The organism is Actinomadura fibrosa (assembly GCF_900659615.1).
Classification (GTDB): Bacteria; Actinomycetota; Actinomycetes; order Streptosporangiales; family Streptosporangiaceae; genus Spirillospora; species Spirillospora fibrosa.
In genome coordinates this window covers 1-15724 of the sequence record NZ_CAACUY010000097.1, presented here as the reverse complement: position 1 = coordinate 15724, position 15724 = coordinate 1, and the positions used below count along the sequence as shown (strand labels likewise).

At 73.8% G+C, this 15724-nt stretch carries 13 protein-coding genes and 1 pseudogene; 9 read left to right on the top strand and 5 right to left on the bottom strand.

What is annotated here, in order from left to right; all coding sequences use genetic code 11:
* Positions 1–195: 195 nt before the first annotated feature.
* The 4 genes from E1300_RS27440 to E1300_RS27425 all read left to right on the top strand — a co-directional run bounded on the left by E1300_RS27440 (position 196) and on the right by E1300_RS27425 (position 7408).
* Positions 196–3672, top strand: a complete 3477-nt coding sequence (locus tag E1300_RS27440) for an AAA family ATPase (protein WP_131759966.1) — start codon at positions 196–198, stop codon at positions 3670–3672.
* Between the two features lie 1737 nt (positions 3673–5409).
* Entirely contained in the window at positions 5410–6132 is a 723-nt protein-coding gene (locus E1300_RS50370; protein WP_165503028.1) for a MinD/ParA family ATP-binding protein, read from the top strand.
* Positions 6129–6464 carry a hypothetical protein gene (locus E1300_RS27430; RefSeq protein WP_131759964.1) on the top strand — a complete coding sequence of 112 codons (336 nt, stop codon included), beginning with the start codon at positions 6129–6131 and terminating at the stop codon, positions 6462–6464. The genes E1300_RS50370 and E1300_RS27430 overlap by 4 nt, the downstream gene beginning before the upstream one ends.
* Positions 6461–7408, top strand: coding sequence for a DUF6177 family protein (locus E1300_RS27425; protein ID WP_131759963.1), 948 nt, complete (start codon positions 6461–6463; stop codon positions 7406–7408). Before E1300_RS27430 ends, E1300_RS27425 begins: the two co-directional genes overlap by 4 nt.
* A 3-nt stretch (positions 7409–7411) precedes the next feature.
* Here E1300_RS27425 and E1300_RS27420 read toward each other — a convergent pair whose 3' ends face one another.
* A complete protein-coding gene (locus E1300_RS27420; RefSeq protein WP_131759962.1) occupies positions 7412–8128 on the bottom strand; it encodes a hypothetical protein in 717 nt (238 codons plus the stop codon).
* Positions 8125–8361 (bottom strand): annotated as a pseudogene (locus E1300_RS27415) (PadR family transcriptional regulator); the annotation flags it as partial. The gene E1300_RS27420 and the pseudogene E1300_RS27415, both read right to left, overlap by 4 nt.
* A 151-nt stretch (positions 8362–8512) precedes the next feature.
* On the opposite strand from E1300_RS27415, the gene E1300_RS27410 reads away from it, so the two are divergent.
* Positions 8513–8695 (top strand): hypothetical protein, encoded by a 183-nt coding sequence (locus E1300_RS27410; RefSeq protein WP_131759960.1) that lies wholly within the window; start codon positions 8513–8515, stop codon positions 8693–8695.
* A gap of 66 nt (positions 8696–8761) precedes the next feature.
* Here E1300_RS27410 and E1300_RS27405 read toward each other — a convergent pair whose 3' ends face one another.
* Positions 8762–9409, bottom strand: coding sequence for a TetR/AcrR family transcriptional regulator (locus E1300_RS27405; RefSeq protein WP_131759959.1), 648 nt, complete (start codon positions 9407–9409; stop codon positions 8762–8764).
* 200 nt (positions 9410–9609) lie between these two features.
* Here E1300_RS27405 and E1300_RS51780 point away from each other — a divergent pair, with 200 nt between their 5' ends.
* Positions 9610–11412, top strand: coding sequence for a serine/threonine protein kinase (locus tag E1300_RS51780; protein WP_242619425.1), 1803 nt, complete (start codon positions 9610–9612; stop codon positions 11410–11412).
* Positions 11413–11473: 61 nt separating this feature from the next.
* Here the strand turns inward: E1300_RS51780 and E1300_RS27395 are convergent, their stop codons facing one another.
* Both E1300_RS27395 and E1300_RS27390 read right to left on the bottom strand, forming a co-directional pair.
* Positions 11474–11758 carry a DUF397 domain-containing protein gene (locus E1300_RS27395; protein WP_131759958.1) on the bottom strand — a complete coding sequence of 95 codons (285 nt, stop codon included), beginning with the start codon at positions 11756–11758 and terminating at the stop codon, positions 11474–11476.
* A complete protein-coding gene (locus E1300_RS27390) occupies positions 11755–12621 on the bottom strand; it encodes a Sco1979 family transcriptional regulator (RefSeq protein ID WP_242619424.1) in 867 nt (288 codons plus the stop codon). The genes E1300_RS27395 and E1300_RS27390 overlap by 4 nt, the downstream gene beginning before the upstream one ends.
* Before the next feature lie 321 nt (positions 12622–12942).
* Between E1300_RS27390 and E1300_RS27385 the strand changes: the two genes are divergently transcribed.
* From E1300_RS27385 to E1300_RS27375, 3 genes are all read left to right on the top strand, one after another.
* Positions 12943–13464: an ATP-binding protein gene (locus E1300_RS27385; RefSeq protein ID WP_242619423.1), complete on the top strand. Its 522-nt coding sequence runs from the start codon at positions 12943–12945 to the stop codon at positions 13462–13464.
* Positions 13465–13619: 155 nt separating this feature from the next.
* Complete coding sequence (locus tag E1300_RS27380; RefSeq protein ID WP_131759956.1) at positions 13620–13973, top strand: STAS domain-containing protein; 354 nt, start codon at positions 13620–13622, stop codon at positions 13971–13973.
* A 289-nt stretch (positions 13974–14262) separates the two neighbouring features.
* Positions 14263–15522: a M16 family metallopeptidase gene (locus E1300_RS27375; RefSeq protein WP_131759955.1), complete on the top strand. Its 1260-nt coding sequence runs from the start codon at positions 14263–14265 to the stop codon at positions 15520–15522.
* Positions 15523–15724: the final 202 nt, after the last annotated feature.

The window sequence follows — 15724 nt, the reverse complement described above, 5'->3', positions numbered from 1 at the left end:
ACGACGCGGCACGGCCCCGGACGCGCCGGACCGCGGGAACAAAGTGACACATGACGCCCCCTGGGAAAATCGGGCGAACCTTCCGCCGGTCCCCGCCGGACGCCGTGCCCGCATAGCGCGTTCCCCGGCCCGATGGACGCTCTAGGCTGTTCGCGCCGGTTCAGGGACTCTTGAGGGCTTTGCGGAAGGATCGCGGTGCGGCTGCCGGAAAAGCTGGAACTCCTCGTCTCCGACGAGCCGGTGATCGACCTCTACGCGTACGGGCCCTGGCGCGTCCCGGACGGGCTGTTCGACGAGCTCCGCGACCGGATCGCCGCGCTCGTCGGCGACCCCCGCTGCGCCGGGCTCACCGGCGACCGGCACGGGCTCCTCACCACCCCGGCGCCGCTGGTCGTCGCCGAGATGATGACCACGCTCGACTTCCTCTCCGGCGGCGCCGCGCTGCACTCCGGCTCCCACAGCAAGCTCTACCACCGGCTGTTCGGCGCCTACTACCGCGACCCGATCGACCCGCGGCGCGAGGCCGCCGAGTGGGGCGTCAGCTCGGGCGCGTTCCGCCCGTTCGACTGGCTGGAGGACGTCCCCGACCAGGACCTCGCCCTCGACCTGGCCCGCGAGTCCCTCGACGTGTTCGCGGGCCTGGAGCCGTTCGACGAGCGGCGCCGCGCCCTCCTCAAGCTCTACGGCGACCCGCCGCCCGGCACCTGGATCAAGGCGCCGCTCGCCGAGCGCCGCGAGCTGTGGGCGGCCCGCGCCGACGACGCGACCGTCGCCGCCCTGCCCGAGCTCGCCGGCCCGATCGGCTACCTGGAATGGGTGTGCTCGGGGCTGCTGCCCGTCCACGAGCACCTGCTGGAGATCGCGCCGCACGAGGAGACACCGGACGAGCTGCTCGTCCACCTGCTCCTCCAGGCCGGGCTGGAACAGGTCCCCGCCGAGCTGTCGGCCGCCCTCACCGAGGACCGCTACGGCGAACTACTCGACCGGTTCGCCGCCGCCCGCGGCAAGTTCAAGCCCGAGCCCTGGTTCGCGTCCGAGTGGGCCTGGCTCGGACGGGCCCTCGGCGCGGGCGGCATCGAGGCGTGCCGCGCCTGGCTCGACATGGCGATGCGCTTCACCGGCGCCGTCCAGGGCTTCCCCGACCACGCCCGCGTCCCCGACCCCGAATGGCTCCCCGTCGGCGAGTTCCAGGGCGACGTCCGCCGCCTGTTCGCGCCGCGCCGCCGGATGGTCAACCCCCTCGCCGCGAACCTCGGCAAGGCGACGTCCCGCCCGTCCCGCCGCGCCCGCGCGGGCGAGGTCGCGTCCGGGCTGATCGGCCAGCCCGACGTCGTCGCCGCGCTCCAGGAGATCGCGGACGGCGACCGGCCCGTCCGGCTGATGCTCGTCGGCCCCGACGGCACCGGCAAGCGCGACGCCGCCCAGGAGATCGCCGCGCTGCTCCGGCGGCGCGGCATCACCGAGGAGCCGCTGTGGCTCGCCGACGACTTCTTCGCCGCCAAGGAGGTCTCGGCGGCGACCATGCACCTCTACAACGACGCCCGCGAGTCCGCCGGGTTCCGGCTCATGGTCATCGACGGGCTCGACGACATGTCGCAGGACGTCCGCAGCGGCGAGGCCATCGTCGAGCAGCTCCACCGCGCCCTCGACGTCCACGACGACCTGCACGTCGTCGCGCTCTGCGAACCCGGCGGCGACGAGCGCGTCCGCGAGGTCAACCCCGGCCTCTCGCTGCGGTTCCAGGTCGTCCACACCCACCCGTTCACCGCCGAAGGGCACGCCGAGCTGTTCAACCGCGCGCTGCACCAGCGCGGAGCCCGCGCCCACAAGCGCGCCCTGACCGCCGCCGGGGAACTCCTCGCCCGCACGCCGCCCGTCCGGAACCTCCGCAACGCCCGCCTCGCCCAGCACCTCGCCGACATCGTCGTCGACGCCGTCCGCGAACGCACCGGGCCCGGCGAGGAACTCGTCGTCAAACGCCCCGACGTGCCCGCCGCCGTCGACACCACCGGCCGCACCGGCGACCCGATGGCCGAACTCGCCGCCATGACCGGCCTCGGCACCGTCAAGCAGGAGATCGAACTGCTCGTCGCCGGCGCGAAGGCCGCCAAGCTGCGCCGCGACGCCGGCCTGCCCGTCCCCGCGCCGCCCGCCCGGCACATGGTCTTCACCGGCAACCCCGGCACCGGCAAGACCGCCGTCGCCCGCCTCCTCGCCCGCGTCTTCGAGCGGCTCGGCGTGCTGTCGTCCGGCCACCTCGTCGAGGCGTCGCGCTCCCGGCTCGTCGGACGCTACGTCGGCGAGACCGCCGTCAAGACCCGCGACGTCGCCCAGCGCGCCGTCGGCGGCGTCCTGTTCATCGACGAGGCCTACGCGCTCACCGAGACCACCATGTCGGAGGACTACGGCCAGGAGGCCATCGCCGAACTCCTCAAGGTCATGGAGGACAACCGCGACGACCTCGTCGTCATCGTCGCCGGCTACGAGCGCGAGATGCAGCGCTTCATCGCCTCCGACCCCGGCCTCGCGTCCCGCTTCCCCAGCACGATCCGCTTCCCCGACTTCACCGACGCCGAACTCGTCGAGATCTTCACCGGGCAGGCCGCCGAAGCGGGCCTCACCCCGTCCCCCGCCGCCCTCCACAAGGTCGCCGGGCTGCTCCGCAAGGCCCCCCGCGGCCGCGCCTTCGGCAACGCCCGCCTCATGCGCAACCTCTCCGAGCGCGCCACCGCCCTCCAGGCCCGCCGCGTCACCGCCCGCAAGCGCACCACCCCCGACGACCTCGCCGCCCTCCTCCCCGAGGACATCCCCGACACCCTCACCGGCACGTCCCGCACCGTCACCGGCACCGACCCCCTCGCCGAACTCGACGCGCTCGTCGGCCTCCACGACGTCAAGGAGCAGGTCCACCTCCTCGCCGCCGAGGCCCGCGGCGCCGAACTCCGCCGCGCCGCCGGACGCCAGGCCACCGTCCCCACCCGCCACATGGTCTTCACCGGCAACCCCGGCACCGCCAAGACCACCGTCGCCCGCCTCGTCGCCGCCGTCTACGGCCACCTCGGCCTGCTCTCGTCCGGCCACCTCGTCGAGGTCGCCCGCGCCGACCTCGTCGGCCCCTACCTCGGCCAGACCGCGCCCCGCGTCCGCGCCGCCGTCGAGCAGGCCCTCGGCGGCGTCCTGTTCATCGACGAGGCGTACTCCCTCGCCGGCGACGTCTACGGCCAGGAGGCCGTCGCCACCCTCGTCCAGCTCATGGAGGAGTACCGCGGCGACCTCGTCGTCATCGCCGCCGGCTACGAGCGCGAGATGCGGGCGTTCCTGACCGGCAACTCCGGCCTCGAATCCCGCTTCCCCAAGCGCCTCGCGTTCCCCGACTACTCCGACGCCGAACTCGTCGCGATCTTCGAGCGGCTCGCCGACGCCGAGGGCCTCGTCCTCGCCCCCGACGTCCCCGACCGCCTCCGCGCCCTCCTCCGCGGCGTCCCCCGCGGCCCGTCCTTCGGCAACGGCCGCCTCATGCGCAACCTCCTCGACGCCGCCATCGCCGTCCAGGGCCGGCGCCTCACGTCCGCCCCCGGCACCGGCACGGACGAGGAGATCATCACACTCCGCGCCGCCGACCTGCGCCCCGTCACCCCCACGGCCGAGGACGGTGTCGGCCTCTACCTCTAGCCGGATCCATCGCGCCGGACCCGACCCGACCCGGATTCTGACGCCGCCTCACACCTCCGGTCGATTCTCGCCGTCCCCGCCCGTTCCGTCCTTGTTTAGACTCGTCACAGCCACCAGATGCGCGGCGCTGAAAGGGGCCCGGTGTCGGATCGAGACTGGCAGCGTTCCGTGCTGAACGACCTCGGCGCGCTGGAGACCGGCCTGACCCGCCCGAGCCCATGCCCCCCGCTGACCGTCCCCCCGGCTCCCGCTCCCCTGCCCGAGCCCGTGCCGTCCGCCGTCACCACGAACGGCACAAGGATCCCCACCCTCACCTTCGCAAGGCCCGGCGCCGCACAACCGCCACCCGCCCCCGAACCCGCCGAGCCCGCACCACCCCGCATCACACCGGTGGCCCCCGCGCCCTGGGATGCCGCAGACGAGCCGGCCGAGACCGACCCGACACTGCCCGATCCCGTCCCAGACCAGGACGAAACGGCCGAGTCCTCCGAGACGGTCAGCCCCTGGGCCGCAGCACTAGCCGCCGCCCAGCAGCCCACGCCGGACGAGAGCCCCCCAGAACCCGCCCCGGCCCCACAGACCGACTGGGCAGGCCCGACAGGCTGGTCCCCCGGCCCACCGAACTTCGAGGACGCAACCCGCCCCGACACACCCGCAGCCGCACTCCCTCCAGCAAGCACGCACCCCCAGGCCCCGCACGGGGAATACCCGCAGGTGCCGCCACCAGAGACCTACGCGCGAACACCACCCCAGGCGACCCCGCTACCAACGTCGCAACCAGACCCGCCACAACCGAATCCGGCGTCCGCACCGTGGACGGGCTCACCGCCCACGCCGCCGCAGGCAGACCCGGTATCCGCACCGCAAACGAGCCAGGTGCCTACGCCGCCGCAACCGGACTCGGTGGCTACACCGCCACTGGCGAGTCCCCTGCCCGCGCCGCAGGTGGGCCAAGTACCCGCGCCACCACAGCCGGACCCGAAGGCCGCACCGCACATTGAGCCGGTGCACGCACCGCTACCGGTCGAGCCGCTGCCCACACCGCCGCAGGCGAACCAGGTATCGACTCCGCCTCAGACGGACCCGGTATCCGCGCCTTGGACGGGCTCGCCGCCGATGCCGCCGCAGGCGGACCCGTTCTCTACGACACAGGCCGACCCGGTACACGCGCCGCCACCGGCGCAGCCGCTTCCCACGCCGCAGGCGAACCAGGTACCGACTCCGCCTCAGACGGACCCGGTATCCGCGCCTTGGACGGGTCCGCTGCCTACGCCGCCGCAGGCGGACCCGTTCTCCACGTCCCAGGCCGACCCGGCACACGCGCCGCCACCGGCGCAGCCGCTTCCCACACAGCAAGCGGACCGGCTACCCGCGCCGCCACAGACAGACCCGGCGTCCGCACCGTGGACGGGTTCGCCGCCGACGCCGCCGCAGGCGGCCCCGTTCTCTACGCCACGGGCGGATCCGGTACATGCGCTGCCACCGGTCGAGCCGCTCTCCGCGTCGCAGGCGTCGCAGGCGAACCAGGTGGCCGCGTCGCCGCAGGCTGGGCTGGCGAACGCGTCACCCGCGCCTCCGGCCGCGGCGGCGTCGGGGGGTTACGTCGACGGGGCGGCTCGGGGGAAGGTGGGGCGTCGGCGTGGGTTTGGGTTGCGTGGTGGGGCCGTGGGAGGGGACGACCTCGCGCGGATGGCGGGTCAGCTTGCGGCGCCGGTGCCTTCGTGTCGGCGGATCGTCGTGACGAGCATTCGGGGCGGGGCGGGCAAGTCGACGGTCACGGCGCTCGTCGCGGGGGTGATCCGGCGGTACCGCGGCGACCAGGTGGTCGCGGTGGACGCCGACCCCGGGCTGGGGTCGCTGCCCGTGAGGCTTGGCGCGAGCACCGCGAGTTCGCTGCGCCATCTGGCGGCGGCCCATCCGCGGTCGTGGGAGGAGATCGCCCCTTACCTGGGACGGACGGCGGAGGGCCTGTTCGTCCTGCCCGCGGCCCCGACGGGAGTGGTGGCGGACGAGATCGACCACCGGGTGTTCCAGCAGGCGGCGGGGCGGCTGGAGCCCTACTTCTCCGTGGCGGTCGTCGACTGCGGCGGCGGGCTCACCGGCGAGTTGCAGCGGAGCGTGATCGGGAGCGCGCACGCGCAGGTCTTCGTCGCGCCCGGCACGGTGGACGGGGCGTTGAGCGCGCGCACGGCGCTCAACTGGTTCGCGCAGAACGGCTACGGCGAGCTTCTCTCCCGGACGGTCGTCGCGCTGGTGGCGCACACGCCGCGGCCGGACGCGGACCTGGTGCGCGCCCGGGAGATGCTGAGCGCCGGCGGGCTGCCCGTCGTGCACGTCCCGTTCGACCGGCACCTGGCGGCGGGCGTGTCGATCGCGCCCGAGCGGACGGGCGGCGCCGCGGAGGCGGCGGCCACCACGATCGCGGCCCACGCCTTCGTCCGCTCGCTGGACGTCCCGTGAGCCGGGCGCTGGTCGTGCTGGCGAAGCGGCGGCCGGACATGGCCGACCTTCCCGAGCTGGTCGGCTCCTCCGGCGGGACGGGCCTCAAGATGGGCGGGACGTACGTCTTCGACGCGCAGGACCGGCTGCTCGTGCGTGTCCGGGAGCCCATCTTGGTGGTGGTTCCGGGCGAGGTGGAGCGGCTCCTTGAAGCGGACGTGCGGGAGCCCGTCTGGTGGGTGGAGCTGCACGCGGCGGCGGACATCGCCGAGGCGGAGCGGATCGCGCGTCACTGCGCGGACGGGATCGCCGCCCGCAGCGACGGGACCGTGTGGAGTGAGGGAGGCCGGTGAGCGAGACGGCGGGCGGGGCGGACGTCCTCACCTCCAGCGCGGCGGTCGTCCTCCAGGACCGGCCGGTCATCGCGCTGGGGGCGGCGGTGACCGAGGCGCTGGACGAGTGCGAGCGCTCCGGCCGGGTCCTGCAGATCGTCACGGGCCATCGCGGCCGGATCACGGTGCCCGTCCGCGCGCTGGTCTCGTCGCCGAGGGCGCAGTGGGTCGTCCATGACGACAACGGGTACTACGAGGGGCTGACCGGCCGTCCGATGTACTGGGACGGGAGGTCGTTCACGCACGTGCCGGACGCGCGGGACTACGCGCCCGGCTATGTCACGCCGCCGAGCGCGCCGGTCGGGACGCAGCTCGTGCTGACGTTCCAGGCGCGGCACACCCCGCAGACGCGGCTCGGCGGCCAGGTCGACCAGCTCATGCGGCTGCTCATCGGCCGGTCGCCGGCGGGCTGGGGGACGACCGAACCGCTGGAGCACCTGTGGGATCCGGCCGAGCTGACCGCCCGCGTCCACGCCGGGCCCCGGTCGCGGATCATCGCGGTCGGCCAGGGGGCGCGGCGCGCGGCCGCCACGCTGGAGTTCTCCGACACGCCGGGGATCGCGGAGCTGACGACGCTGACCGTCGGCTACGGGCCCGGCGACCCGCCTCCGGTGGAGGACCTGCCGTCCCTGCTCGACGCCCTGGCCGCCGAGAATCCCGTGACGGCCCTGCTCGCCCAGCTCACTCCGGGACGCGCGGACCTCACCACCGAGCCGCGCTGGTCCGGGGCGTCGGCGCCGATCGGGCTGGCGGCGACCGGCTCCTACACGGGGCCGCCCGGTTTCATCCGGCAGCCGGTCGGCCCGCCGGAGGCCCCGCTGACCTGGTTCCATCTGGGTGACGGGCGCTCTCCGGAGTACTGGCAGCGCCATCAGCAGCTCCTGCACCACCTCCGGAACGCCTGATCGTCAGCGGTTGTCCTGCCACATGCGGGCGACCGCGAGCACCGCGGCGATCACGGCGCCGAGGAGGAAGCCGACCAGGAACTTCACCTGCGTCCGTCCGTCGGCGAAGACCATGCTCCCCGCGCAGACCGCGAGGACGAAGAGGGCATAGCAGGCGATGAAGACGCGGAAGCGCCTGCTGAGGAAGACGCGCCGGGCCGGGGTGCGCGGCGGTTCGGGCAGTGCCGCCTCGGGGCCCAGGCTCGCGGCCTTCGGGCGCTTGAAGTACTCGAAGTGCATCCAGGTCCCGCACGACTCCCAGCCGTCCGGCGCGAGGCGCGCGGCGGTGGCCTTGCGGCGGCCGGGCAGGACGGACTCGCGGCGGTACTCCCAGCGCTGCGGGCTCTCGGGGTCGCGGTGGCTGACGAAGCGGCCCAGCGGGTCGACGCGTTCGACCTCCCAGCCCTCGTCGCCGAACCGGTCGAGCATGGCGCGCTCGTTGAAGGCGTCGGCCCGCCACACCCAGGTCCCGGCGGACGGCCCCGGGACGTCGGGGCCGGGCCCGTCGCCGGGTGCGAGCCGCGCGGCGAACTCCTCGACCGGGCCGAACTCCTCCTCCGGGTCGGCTCCCGACTCGGCCACGTAGGCGGTGAGGTCGTCGATGGTGCCGGCGACCTCGTCCTCGGGGAGGCCGCTCCCCCGGAGCCGCTCCGACAGCGCGTCGAAGTAGGGCGTCGTCATCGGATTCCTCCCTGCGCGAGCATGTTCCGGACGGACGTGTCGAACGCGAGCCACAGCCCGCCCTGCTCGGCGAGGGTCGCGCGTCCCTCGTCGGTCAGGTGGTAGTAGCGGCGGCCGGGGCCGCGGTCGGCGGCGCGGAACTCGGCGGAGACGAGCCCCGTCTCCTCCAGCCGGTTGAGCACCGGGTAGAGGGTGCCGCCCTTGATCTGCCCGAGGCCCGCCTCGGCGAGCCTAGCCAGTCAGGGATGCGACCGAGCGAGGGGAACGATGTCGAAAGGGATTGATCACTTCGGAATAGGGCGGGGATCTTTGCGGTTGCAACAACACGTGCAACATCCGGCGCACCGGGTGGCACGCCCGTCCCACGACCCCACGGAGGCTCCCATGCCCAGCAGCATCCTCAAGCCGCGCCTCGGCGCCGAACGCAAGCACGTGAAGTCGACGTCGCTCCGCGCCCTCGCGGTCGCCGCGCGGCTCGAACGCGGCCACGCCCCGGAGGGCCCGCCGGGCCACCCGGACGGCCGGGCGGAGGGCCGTCCTGAGCGGCGGACGCCCGACCCGGCCTGACCTCGAACGCCGCCTGGCCACATCCGGCCCGGCTCCCGGAACCCCGTGCCCCGCACGGGGGTTCCGTCATGTCCGGAAGCCGCCGACCGCCCCGAAGAGGGTCAGGACGGCCGCCCGCGCGCGCTCCGCGCCGAGGCCCTCGACCATCGCGGTCAGGTGCTCCGCGCCGAGCGCCGCGAGCAGCGCGTGCGCCACGGCGTCGGCGTCGGCCGCCGACTCGTGAGCGGTCCGGGTGAGGAGGAGGGCGACGTGCCGGTGCCAGAACCGGTAGGCGCCGATGCGGTAGCGCGCGCCCGGCGACGCCGTCTCCGACATCCGCATCAGGGCCAGATGGGAGAGGACGTAGTCCAGGTAGGCGCCGGCGAAGGCGCGGAGGCGGTCCGCGGCGGCGACGGTCTCGTCCGCGCGGCCCGGGCCGAGCGGAGCGGGCCCCGACAGGATCGCGTCCTGGAGTTCGCGCTCGCGCTCGTCGAGGAGGGCCGCCGCCAGCCCGGCCTTGTCGCCGAAGCGGCGGAACAGCGTGCCCTTGCCGACGCCGGCCGCCGCGGCGACCGCGTCCATCGACACCGACTCCACGCCGTGCCGCTCGAAGAGCTCCGCGGCGGCCGCGAGGACCTTCACGCGGTTGCGCGCGGCGTCCGCGCGCTCCTTCGGCGGCGGCGTCCGCATCAGTTCGAGGTCGCGCACGCCGTCGTCCAGCGGACCGCGGTCCATTCGACATCCCTCCCCTTATACGGACTGTAGTCCAGTTGGCGCGGGTGCGGCAACGACCCGCCGAGGCCCGCTGACCTGCGCCGGGACGTCCGCTGTCTCGTTCCTCCCGCACCGCACTGATCATCCGGTTCGCGCAGCACGTACTCTCGTGAGGCCAATAGTCTTGCTGGACGAGCCTGGAGCGACGGGGAGCGAGTGGTGTGACGGACAGGACGATGCCGGACGCCCATCCGCTGCGGTCGGGCGACCCGACCCGGCTGGGCGGCTACGAGATCCTGGGGCGCCTCGGCGAGGGCGGCCAGGGCGCCGTCTTCCTCGGCCGCCCGGTGGCCGCGGACGGCGCCGCCGCGCCGCGCACCGCCGACCATGTCGCGATCAAGCTGCTGCACGCCGGGCTGACCGGCGACGCGTCGGCGCGGGCGCGGTTCGTCCGCGAGCTGGAGGTCGCCAAGCGGGTGGCGCGGTTCTGCACCGCGCAGGTCCTGGACGCCGACCTCGCGGGCGACCAGCCGTACATCATCAGCGAGTACGTCCCCGGCATGTCGCTGCACACGGTGGTGCGCGAGGAGGGGCCGCGGACGGGCGGCGCCCTGGAACGGCTCGCGATCAGCACGCTCACGGCGCTCACCGCGATCCACCAGGCCGGGATCGTCCACCGCGACTTCAAGCCGCACAACGTGATGATGGGCCCGGACGGTCCCCGCGTCATCGACTTCGGCGTGGCGCGCGCGCTCGGCGCGGCCGGGGAGACCCAGAACGTCGGCACGCCCGCCTACATGGCCCCGGAGCACTTCACCGGCGGCGAGGTCGGCCCTGCGGCCGACATGTTCGCGTGGGGGACGACGATGGTGTTCGCCGCCACCGGACGGCCCGCGTTCGGCAACGACGAGATGGGCACGGTCATGCACCGGATCCTGACCGGCGAGCCGGACCTCGGGGACCTGCCGAGCCCGATGCGCGAGCTCGTCGCGGCGTGCCTCGCCAAGGAGCCGTCGCAGCGCCCGACCGCCCGCGAGGCCCAGGAACGCCTTGTCGGCGCGGCCAGCGGCACGTCCTCTCCCTTTGCGCCGCCGGTCCCGCCGCTGCCCGCCTTCCCCGGGCCGCCGGACGCCGGCGCGGTCCTACCGCCCGAGCACGTCACCGACCCGTCGTCCGGTGTGCGGGGCCGCACCGCGCCGCAGCCGCAGCCGTACGGCGACGTGACGCCCCCGCCGTTCGGCCCGGCGGGCGCGAACGCGGCGCCGCCTCCCGCGTCCGGCTATCACGGGACGCCTGGCATCCCGCCGGGCATGCCGCCGGGCCAGGGGCCGGCCCGGAACCCGGAGGGCCGGAAGCGCGGACGGCTCGTCCCGATCGCCGCCGCGGCCGCCGTCGCCGCCGTCCTCGCGGGCGGCGGGGTGTGGGCGGCGACGCGGTCCGGCGGGAACGAGGGCGGGGACGAGCAGATCGCCGCGGCCGGGCAGCAGCAGGGCGCCCAGGACGGTTCGGCGGGGACGAGCGGCGCCGACGGCGCGACCAGGAATCCTCAGGGCAAGCAGGGCAAGCCGCAGGGGCGACAGAGCCCCGAGGCCGGGCGGTCCGGCGCGCCGCGGGCGTCCGGGAAGCCGGGCAGGACGCCGGGTGGCACCGCACCGACCCAGGGAAGCGGCGGAGGCGGCTCGGCACCCGTCAAGGAGCCGCCCAACAAGTACACGCCGCAGGCCGTCTGCAACAGCGGCGGCCATGGCGGCGGCTACTACGTCCAGCGCTCGCTGGCGGCCTCGGGCGGTACCGCGTACCTGCTGTACAACAGCTCGGGCTACAACTGCGCCGTCACGATGAAGACCAGGAACGTGGGGAAGAGCTCGCCGGTGTCGGTGTGGATCCAGCGCAGCGGCGGGAGCCAGGTCACCGACAGCGGGTCGTTCGCGTGGTACGCGGGCCCGGTGTACGTGTCCGCGGTCAAGAAGTGCGTCCGGTTCGGCGGCAACGGCCGCACCGCGCCCTACGGCAACTGCGGCTGACCCGCGCCGCCGTGGCGGGTCTCCGTCGCGGACGGAGACCCGATGCGGTTTTCCGTGGTGTTCAGTTGCGGGAGGCGATGAGATGGTCGAAGTCGCCGTCCTTGGCGCCGAGGATGAGCGCTTCGATCTCGGGGCGGGTGTAGATGAGGGCGGGGCCCTCGGGATGGCGGGAGTTGCGCATCGCGACCTGCCCGCCGGGCAGTTCGGCGATCTCGACGCAGTTCCCCTGGGAGTTGCTTCGCCGGGACTTCAGCCACCGCGCGCCGTGCAGCTTGGTGGCGGGCATCCCGTTGTCGTAGTCGTTCGGAGCGGCCTGGATCTGGCCGTGTTGGGTCTGGAGCATCATGTCTCTCTGAGAAGATCACCGAGAAGCTCGACCGTGCGCTCCGGGGTCGCACTGTCGACGCACAGGCGTTCCATCGCCTGAAGGTAGGTGTCGACGTCGTCGCGCTTGTCCAGGTACATCGCGCCGGTGAGGTTCTCGACGTAAACCACGTCCGGCAGGTCCTGCTCGGGAAAGCGCAGGATGGTGAAGGCCCCTCCCTCGGCGGCGTGGCCGCCGAACCTGAACGGCATGATCTGGATGGTGACGTTGGGCAGTTTCGACATCTCGATGAGGTGCTCGAACTGCTCGCGCATCACCTCCGGGCCGCCGATGGGGCGTTTGAGCGCCCCCTCGTCCAGCACGGCCCACAGCCGCGGCGCGTCCGGACCCGTGAGCCGCTCCTGGCGTTGCAGGCGCAGCCCGACGCGCTGGTCGATCTCGGTCTCGGCGGCCCCGGCGTTGCCCAGGCGGATCACCGCGCGCGCGTACCCCTCCGACTGCAGCAGTCCCGGAACGAACTGCAGCTCGTACGTGCGGATCAGCGCCGCCGACTCCTCCAGGCCCACGTAGGTCTGGAACCAGCCGGGCAGGACGTCGTTGTACCGGTGCCACCAACCTGGGGTGTTGGCCTCCCGGGCGAGCTGCAGCAGCGCCTCGCGTTCGGTCTTGTCACCGACGCCGTACAGCGTGAGCAGGTCGTCCACGTCTCGTTCTTTGAAGCTGACGCGCCCGAGCTCCAGGCGGCTGATCTTCGACTCCGACGCGCGGATGACGTAGCCGGCGTCCTGACGGGTCACACCCTTCGCTTCGCGCAGACGGCGAAGCTGCGACCCGAGCAGGATCCGACGGACCGTCGACCCGCTTCCCGGCGTCTCTGGAGTCACGCCCAACCTCCCGGCTAAATGGCGGACAGCGAACCTAGTGTGCCACTGGCCTCCGTGTCCTGCGGTTACCTCCGTTCAGTCGCCCGCATCCGCGTCGCCCCACACCCTCACAACGCGAATGCACGTGCATTGGGCCTTGCATTCGCACGCTACGATGCGCAGGATAACGCACGAGACTTCCAAGCCACGGCAGCACAACGAGAACACTCTGCGGGGTCCGGTGGAATGACGTCACGCCACGCGCACGACGACACTCGGTGGGAACTCGGCCCGGTCACGGGGCGGGTGGGCCCACGGGTCCCCGCCGCCTTCTCGACGCCCGTGCCGGAGTCATGCGACCTGCCCCGGCGGCTGGAGGCCGGACTTTCGGCGCTGACGGAACCGGCCGGGCCGACGGTCTCCTACACCGTCCACCCCGACCCCGAGTCGGTGACGGCGGCGCGGCACTTCGCGGTGTCGCGCCTGGCGGCCTGGGACCTGTCGGGGCTGGTCGACGACGTGGGCCTGGTGGTCTCCGAGCTCGTCACCAACGCGCTGCGGCACAGCGGCCGCGCGACCCGCGGGCGGCCGGGCGACGACGTGCACCGCGAGGGCGTGTACGGCGACCCGGCCGACCCGCTGGGCTCGGCCCCGTCCGCGATCCACCTGCGGCTGCTGCACCACGCGCCGTGGCTGCTCTGCGGGATCATGGACGCGAGCCAGACGGGCCCGCGCCGCAAGGAGCCCGACTACATCGCCGAGACCGGGCGGGGCCTCCACCTCGTCGAGTCGTTCAGCGTCCGCTGGGGCTGGTGCAGGCTCCCGCACGGCAAGATCGTGTGGGCCCTCTTCCGGCACCCGTGAGCCGCGCCGCCGCCGCGCCCGTCGCCATGACGCGGCGTCTCCCGGTAATCTCCGTCCGTTACCAAGCTGTGGCCTAGGACGCGACGCGCCGGGGGTTTCGACGGGCCCGACGGGGTATACGGCACTCTCCGACGCGCTGCAGGAAGGAATCACCGGTGGACTTCGCCGTCGAGCACCGCGAGGAAAAGGGCCTCACCGTCGTGAACATCAGCGGCGAGATCGACGTCTTCACCAGCCCCCGGCTGCGGGAGGCGCTCCTCGACATCATCGAGAACGGCGGCCTGCACCTGGTCATCGACCTGGGCGAGGTGACGTTCCTCGACTCGACCGGCCTCGGCGTGCTGGTGGGCATCTACCACCGGCTCCGGGCGCGGGACGGCTCGATGTCGTTCATGGGCGTCAACGACCGGGTGCGGCGGGTGTTCCACGTCACCCAGCTCACCAAGATCTTCGTGCTGCACCACTCCCTTGAGGACGCCATCGCGGCACACGGGTCAGCCACGTCCTGACCCCTCCTCCCAGCCCGCCGCGCGGGCCGTTACCCGTCCGCCGCGCGGGCTGTTACCCGGCTTGCCTCGCGGGGCGCTCCCGTCTCCCTACGCGTGCCGGACCGCATCTCCCGCACGCCTTACCGTGGCGCCCGGAAGGGCGCCGGCCGGTGCGCGCAGGTCGCGCGCTTCGGTGGCACGCACCCGGTACGGTGAGACAGAGATCAAGCCCGCCGCGAGGGCCCGCCCCACACGACGCGCGCGGTGCTGTCCGCCAGCCGATCATCCATCGAACGGACGGGAGCGCTCCGTGGCCGAACAGCCGCTGCACGAGCACACGCTCGGCAATGGCCTGCGCGTGGTGGTCTGCGAGGACCACGTCGTACCGCTGGCCGCCGTGAACCTCTGGTACGGCGTGGGCTCGCGGCACGAGCGCGCCGGCCGCACCGGGCTCGCCCACCTCTTCGAGCACCTCATGTTCCAGGGCTCCGGCAACGTCGCCGAAGGCGAGCACGCCGCGCTGCTGGAGAGCGCCGGCGCCGCGTTCAACGCCAGCACCTCGTTCGAGCGCACCAACTACTACGAGACGGTGCCGGTCAGCCATCTGGAGCTCGCGCTCTGGCTGGAGGCCGACCGGATGGGGACGCTGCCCGCCGCCCTCACCCAGACCAACCTCGACAACCAGCGCGACGTCGTGAAGAACGAGCGCCGCCAGCGCTACGACAACCAGCCCTACGGCACCGCCTTCGAGCGGCTGTGCGCGCTGACGTTCCCCGAGGGCCACCCGTACGCGCACACGCCCATCGGGTCCATGGAGGACCTCGACGCGACCACGCTCGAAGACTGCACCGACTTCTTCGCCACCTGGTACGCGCCCGGCAACGCCGTCCTGTCCGTCGTCGGCGACGTCGACCCCGAGCAGACCCTGGCGGCCGTCGAGCGCTACTTCGGCGGCATCCCCGCCGGCCCCGAGAAGCCCTCGACGCGTCCCGGCGAGCTCGGGCCGCTGTCCGGCGTCCGCGGCGAGACCCTCGACGAGGACGTCCCGTCCCCCGCCTACTTCGCGATGTTCACGCTGCCGACCGACGGCGGCGACGACATCGAGGCGGCCGAGCTCGCGGTGGAGATCCTCGGCGGCGGCTCCGGCTCGCGCCTGTACGACCGCATGGTCCGGCGCGACCAGATCGCCACCGAGGTGTGGGCGGGCGTGACCCGGCTCGCGTCCGGGCCCTCGCTCGCGATCGTGGACGCCATCGGACCGGACCCCGACAAGATCGCCGCGGTGCTGGACGAGGAGCTCGCGCGGTTCGCCGCCGACGGCCCCGACGACGACGAGACGGCCCGCGCCACCGCGCAGGCCGAGCGGGGCTTCCTGGAGCAGACCGAGACCGTGACCGGGCTCGCCAACGCGCTGTCCCAGAACGCCACCCAGTTCGGCGACCCCGCCCGCGTCTTCACCGCGCCCGGACGCGCCGCCGCCGTCACCGGCGACGCGATCAAGGAGATGGCCGGCCGCTGGCTCGCGCCCGGCGGCCGCACCGCCCTGACCTACGGGGGCACCGCATCGTGAGCGGTCTCGTCCCGTCCCGCCGCCGCACCGTCCCGAGCCACGCCCTGACCGACGGAGGTACCGAGTCGTGACCGGCCTCACCTTGCAGCCCCGGCCCGTCCCGGGGCCCGTCCCCGCCTGGGCCTTCCCGGCGGGCACCGAGGGCCGCGTGCCCGCCGGCCCGGCCACGCTCCGCTGCGACCTGCCCGGCCGCCGCCTCGCC

What these genes read in the sequence shown, in the direction of transcription:
- E1300_RS27420 (WP_131759962.1), bottom strand. Translation starts at nt 8,128, where the DNA reads ATGACGACGCCCTACTTCGACGCGCTGTCGGAGCGGCTCCGGGGGAGC.
- E1300_RS27410 (WP_131759960.1), top strand. Translation starts at nt 8,513, where the DNA reads ATGCCCAGCAGCATCCTCAAGCCGCGCCTCGGCGCCGAACGCAAGCAC.
- E1300_RS27405 (WP_131759959.1), bottom strand. Translation starts at nt 9,409, where the DNA reads ATGGACCGCGGTCCGCTGGACGACGGCGTGCGCGACCTCGAACTGATG.
- E1300_RS27395 (WP_131759958.1), bottom strand. Translation starts at nt 11,758, where the DNA reads ATGATGCTCCAGACCCAACACGGCCAGATCCAGGCCGCTCCGAACGAC.